This is a genomic window from Cytobacillus horneckiae, from assembly GCF_002835735.1.
GTDB lineage: Bacteria > Bacillota > Bacilli > Bacillales > Cytobacillaceae > Cytobacillus > Cytobacillus horneckiae.
Map to the genome: position 1 here is coordinate 24,045 of NZ_PISD01000079.1, position 6,092 is coordinate 30,136.

At 35.9% G+C, this 6,092-nt stretch carries 3 protein-coding genes and 2 pseudogenes; 4 read left to right on the forward strand and 1 reads right to left on the reverse strand.

Going from position 1 to position 6,092, the window contains the following annotated elements; translation table 11 throughout:
- Nucleotides 1-145: 145 nt before the first annotated feature.
- Nucleotides 146-940: pseudogene (locus CWS20_RS26130) on the forward strand (phosphotransferase).
- Nucleotides 941-1,192: 252 nt separating this feature from the next.
- Here CWS20_RS26130 and CWS20_RS26135 read toward each other — a convergent pair.
- A pseudogene (locus tag CWS20_RS26135) lies at nucleotides 1,193-3,475 on the reverse strand (Tn3 family transposase); the annotation flags it as partial.
- Nucleotides 3,476-3,621: 146 nt separating this feature from the next.
- On the opposite strand from CWS20_RS26135, the gene CWS20_RS26140 reads away from it, so the two are divergent.
- The 3 genes from CWS20_RS26140 to CWS20_RS26150 all read left to right on the forward strand — a co-directional run.
- A complete protein-coding gene (locus CWS20_RS26140; protein ID WP_040037817.1) occupies nucleotides 3,622-4,197 on the forward strand; it encodes a recombinase family protein in 576 nt (191 codons plus the stop codon).
- Nucleotides 4,198-4,455: 258 nt separating this feature from the next.
- Nucleotides 4,456-4,824 carry an ArsR/SmtB family transcription factor gene (locus CWS20_RS26145; RefSeq protein ID WP_040037816.1) on the forward strand — a complete coding sequence of 123 codons (369 nt, stop codon included), beginning with the start codon at nucleotides 4,456-4,458 and terminating at the stop codon, nucleotides 4,822-4,824.
- A partial coding sequence (locus CWS20_RS26150) for a heavy metal translocating P-type ATPase (RefSeq protein WP_142385425.1) occupies nucleotides 4,817-6,092 on the forward strand: 1,276 nt, incomplete at its 3' end. The genes CWS20_RS26145 and CWS20_RS26150, both read left to right, overlap by 8 nt.

The window sequence follows — 6,092 nt, forward strand, 5'->3', positions numbered from 1 at the left end:
TGGAGAGCATGTAAAATCTACACCTTTTTCTTTATTCCGTTTAAATGGAGCGATTGTTCAATATAGGCAATCGTTTTTTCTTCTAACAACGAATGATAGGAGGTAATATAGAGTGCCTTAATTGTTAGTAAGGGAGATGAATACAATGTCAAACTCTAAGGAAGAAGAAAAGTTAGCTGGAGGGAATGTCTCAAATGTATATCGATTTGAAGATACTGTTCGACGAGAAATAAAACCTAATAGTTTGAAAATACATAAATTATTGCAGCACTTAGAGAGCAAAGGTTTTAATTATGCTCCGAAGTTTTTGGGTATTGATGAAAAATACAGGGAGATATTATCCTTCATTGAAGGATAGGCTGGAAATTACCCTTTGAAAAAATATATGTGGTCAAATGATGTGTTAAAAGAAATAGCACATATGCTTCGTCTTTACCATGACGCAGTTAGTGACTTTCCTTTGTTTGATGAATGGATTCCAATTGACAATACTCCTATAAATAGAGAGGTCCTTTGTCATAATGATTTTGCTGTGTACAATATTATTTTTAATCATGAACAGCCAGTAGGCATTATTGACTTTGATGTTGCAGCTCCCGGCCCAAGACTTTGGGACATAGCTTACACCCTCTATATATGCGTTCCTTTAAGCAGACTTTATCATAATGAAAAAGGTGAGACAGTCAATTATAATACTTTATATGATGCAGAAAGGATCAAAACAAGAATCAAGTTGTTCTTTAACTCTTACGATATTGAAGGTATAGATGAAGACTATTTAGAGATGGTATTGTTACGGTTAGAAGGGTTATGTAAATACATAAAGAGAAAATCCAACGAAGGAGACACTGCATTTCAAAAAATGATAGCCGAAGGACACCTTGAGCATTATGAAAAGGATATAGAATTCATTCGTGAACATAGGAGAGAGTGGTATTAATCAGAGTAATAAATTGATTTTAAAGGGACTAGACTATTTGATATCTCCAGATCACGCCTTAAACAATCTCGGAGTTTTAATCGAAGAACATATATAAGTTATCTCGAAATCGAGTCTTCCGCAATCGGGCGCGATTGCAGAAGATGATGGCTAACGACTTTGAATCGTTAGTCATTTTTAAATCATTCTTTAAATACATGTCTACAATGAAAGATCACATTATAATTCTAATTTTTTTATAAAAAGGTATTGATAACCAGCTGTGTCTGTATAATGCTCTTCTATATTTAGATCCGTCTCATGGTGCAACAATCCATCCAAAACATGAATCGCATCCCTTGAATTTGTATGAATAATCTTTGTGTAGTAAGAAGAGAATTGATCACTAGTAAAACGGTAGATGGTGGCTCCTTTTCCAGTCCCGTAATGTGGGTTTGCATCTGCATGAAGTGATGAAACACCTAGCTGCATTCTCATACCATCTGACGAGGATGTTGTACCGTCGCCCCAATTGGAGGACAACTGTAATTTATGATGGAAATTTACTAATATGGCTTGGGCTTTATTCATTGCATCTTCATACATACGCCATTGAGATACATTGGCTAGTTGCTTATATGTAAGTCCGGGTGTGGCCTCGGCCATCTTGCTCAAGCCAATATTCATACCCATTCCTAAAAGGGCAGCCATGATAATGATTGTTTCTTCCTTATCTGGTTTTCGATTATTGGAAGCATGAGTGAATTGCTCATGAAATCCTGTTATATGAGCCACATCCATGAGTAAATCAGTTAATTTTATTCTTGGTAGTATCTGATAGAGGCTTGCGCTAAATTTTTTTGCTTCTTCTGGAACATCTTTTTCTAAGCGTGCAAGTGACAGTTTTCCTTTTTCAAGAGAAACTCCATCTAGCTTGTTGAAATTGGCAGCTAACCACTTTAACCTTTCATTAAGGCTTCTAGTTCTCTCTGTTATATAATCTTCAAATGATAAACTAACTGATAATCTCGTATTCCCCTTCGATTGATTCCATGTATCTTCCGAAAACAAATATTCCCCAAAATCCCTATATTGTCTGCTGCCCACAATGGAAACATCTCCTGCCCGAACATGCTCCCGAAGTTCTGTTAAAACAGCCATTTCATAGTAATGACGATTAATTGTTGTACCATCATCCTCGTATAAATGCTTTTTCCATCGTTTTGAAATAAAATCCACAGGTGAGTCGTCAGGCACTTTTCGCTTTCCGGATTCGTTCATTCCTCGGATAATCTCAACAGCCTGTAAAAGTGGCTCATTTGCTTTTGTAGAATGAAATTCCAATACTCTTAATAGCGTTGGCGTATATTTTCTTAGTGAATAAAACCGTTTTTGCAGTAAGTCCAAATAATCATAGTCGGCAGGACGTGCAAGCTCCTGAGCCTCTTCTACTGAAGAGACAAAGGTATTCCATTCAATAACCGATTCTAAAACCTTAAAAACATCTAATTTTTCCTCTTTTGCTTTAATTAATGCTTGTCCGATGTTCGTAAAGTGTATAACTTTCTCATTTAGCTTTTTACCATTTTGTTTCTGGATTTCCTCTTGAGCCTTACGACCTTTTGATAACAAACTAAGTATTTGCCTATCATGAATTTCAAACGCTTTATCCGTTAGCTCCTGAGTAAGTTGTAATAAATAGACGGTTAATATCGAATAACGTTTATTTTCTTGAAAGTCACGGAATGCATACGGCTCGTATCTTGAACCTAAGCGAGACAGCTGCAACAGGCGGTTGCGGTGCAAATGACTAATTTGTACCGTTTCCAATTCCATTCCTCGTATATATTCGAGTCGTTCTATTACTTTTAGAAATGTTTCGGGTGAAGGATGACCCGGTGGTTCCTTTAACCAACCCAATATCGTTTTATTAGATTCAGATGGATGCTGCGAAGTAATAATCTCTTCAAGCTTTTCTTTTTGCTCATTTGTAAGAGATTTACTAACTGTATTAAATAGCTTCTTTTCAGCCATCGCCCTTGCTTCCCACACCATTCTTTCAAGTGTAGTGATAGCAGGCAGTATAATTTTGTTTTTTCTTAGAAAATCTATGCATTCATGCAGTAGATGAATGGGATCACCATTTTCCAAAGCTAATTGATGAAGGTACTTAAATGTCATTCGATATTCACTCAGGGTAAAAGTTACAAAGTCGTATTCACTTCGAATTTCTTTCAAATGATCCCAAAGTGTATTTTCCCTTTGAGGATAAAGACTAATCGAAGATGGAGTGGCACCGATTTGTTTCGATATATAATGTATGACTGATTCCGGGATGCTTTTGATATGAGTGTATGGCCAACCGGGATACCGAAGAACAGCTAATTGAACGGCAAACCCTAAACGGTTTTCTTCCCTCCTTCGCTTATTAACTATTTCTAAATCACGTTTGGAAAAAGTGAAGTAGGTCCCCAATATCCATTCATCTTCAGGGATTTGCATAAAAGACTGTCTCTGTTCCGGTGTAAGCAATTCTCTACCTCTCGCAATTTTCATTCAGTATCATCCCATTTCTGTATTTTTCAATTTATTAGTTCAATTATATATCAATAGAGTGTACTCTATTGATACAAGTGTAGTAGACTGATAAAATCATAGTTAAGAGCGTCTCATAAGACTTGTCTCAAAAACGAGGTGATATTTTGCGAAAAATCGGTTATATACGTGTCAGTTCGACTAGCCAAAACCCTTCAAGGCAATTTCAGCAGCTGAACGAAATCGGAATGGATATTATATACGAAGAAAAAGTTTCTGGGGCAACAAAGAAACGTGAGGAACTTCAAAAAATGTTAGAGGATTTACAGGAAGGTGACATTATTTATGTTACAGATTTAACTCGAATCACTCGAAGTACGCAGGACTTGTTTGAATTAATTGATTTAATACGAAGTAAAAAGGCCAGTTTAAAGTCCCTAAAGGATACGTGGTTAGATTTATCAGAAGATAATCCATACAGCCAATTCTTAATTACAGTAATGGCTGGAGTTAATCAGTTAGAGAGAGATCTTATCCGTATGCGTCAACGTGAAGGGATTGAGCTGGCTAAGAAAGAAGGAAAGTTTAAAGGTCGGATAAAGAAATATCATAAAAATCATGCGGGAATGAATTATGCAGTAAAGCTATATAAAGAAGGAAATATGACTGTAAATCAAATTTGTGAAATTACAAATGTGTCTAGGGCTTCATTATATAGAAAGCTATCGGAAGAGAACAAATAGTTCAGTCCTATTCCATTAAAGGGCCAGATTATGAAGTAACCCCTTTAAAGAAAATCAGATCCTTATCCTATGTTTTAAAGGAGATTATGAATTATGTACTTAAAGTCTTATGCAGTTTGGTTATTTTGTTATTAGAATTGGGTACTCCAATTCTTTTTTTATGAATTTTTTTATTCATTCAAATAAACACTTGAATGAATTATTAAAAATGGTTATACTATATTCAAGCAAACACTTGAATGAGATTGAGGTGAGAATATGATTAAGAAAGATACTTGTCAAATTTATTGTTATGACGAAGAAAAGGTCAATCGAATACAAGGTAATTTACAGACAGTAGATATTTCTAGTGTTGCCCAAATGTTAAAAGCTATTGCAGATGAAAATAGAGCAAAAATTACCTATGCTTTGTGTCAAGATGACGAACTGTGTGTGTGTGATATAGCAAATATTATAGGTGTTACGGTTGCAAATGCTTCTCATCATTTACGCTCCCTTCATAAACAGGGGATTGTGAAATTTAGAAAAGAAGGCAAACTGGCATTTTATTCATTAGATGATGAGCATATCAGACAAATTATGATGATTGCATTAGCACATAAGAAAGAGGTGAAGAGCAATGTCTAGTGAGAAAGCAAAACTATCTGAAGAAGAAATGAAAGCCTATCGTGTTCAAGGATTTACTTGTACTAACTGTGCAGCCATTTTTGAAAATAATGTTAAAGAACTTCCCGGTGTTCAGGATGCGAAAGTAAACTTCGGAGCATCCAAAGTTTATGTTAAAGGGACGACAACCATTGAAGAATTAGAAAAAGCAGGAGCATTTGAAAATTTAAAAATTCGAGATGAAAAAGAACAAAGGGTAGAACGAGAACCTTTTTGGAAGCAGAAAGAAAACGCTAAGGTATATATATCAGCCCTTTTACTTGTAGTTAGCTGGTTCTTAGGAGAACAGTATGGTGAGGAGCATGTTCTACCGACAATTGGTTATGCAGCGTCCATTTTAATCGGTGGATATTCGTTATTCATTAAAGGTCTCAAAAATCTAAGTAGATTAAATTTCGATATGAATACGCTTATGACTATTGCCATTATAGGAGCTGCAATCATTGGTGAATGGGGTGAAGGGGCAACCGTTGTTATCCTATTTGCGATTAGTGAAGCATTAGAGCGTTATTCAATGGATAAAGCACGTCAATCTATTGAATCTTTAATGGATATTGCCCCAAAAGAAGCGTTAATTCGACGAGGCAATGAAGAAATGATGATTCATGTTGATGATATTCAAGTTGGAGACATCATGATTGTTAAGCCCGGTCAAAAGTTAGCAATGGATGGAGTAGTGGTTAAAGGTACATCGACATTAAATCAGGCTGCGATTACAGGTGAAAGTGTTCCAGTAATGAAAAACACAGATGATGAAGTATTTGCAGGAACCTTGAATGAAGAAGGGTTACTTGAGGTTAAAGTAACAAAACGAGTTGAAGATACTACTCTTTCAAAAATCATTCACTTGGTAGAAGAAGCTCAAGCAGAACGGGCCCCTTCTCAAGCGTTTGTCGATAAATTTGCTAAATACTATACACCAGCTATTGTGATACTAGCTCTTTTAATTGCGGTAGTTCCACCATTATTTGGGGGAGACTGGAGCCAATGGATTTATCAAGGATTAGCTGTATTAGTGGTTGGTTGTCCTTGTGCCTTAGTAGTCTCAACTCCAGTTGCTGTTGTTACAGCAATAGGAAATGCAGCGAAAAATGGTGTTTTAATTAAAGGTGGTATCCATTTAGAAGAAGCAGGACACTTAAAAGCGATTGCTTTTGATAAAACAGGAACATTAACAAAAGGGATTCCTGCTGTAACAGACATTGTGACATATGGTGGAAATGAAAATG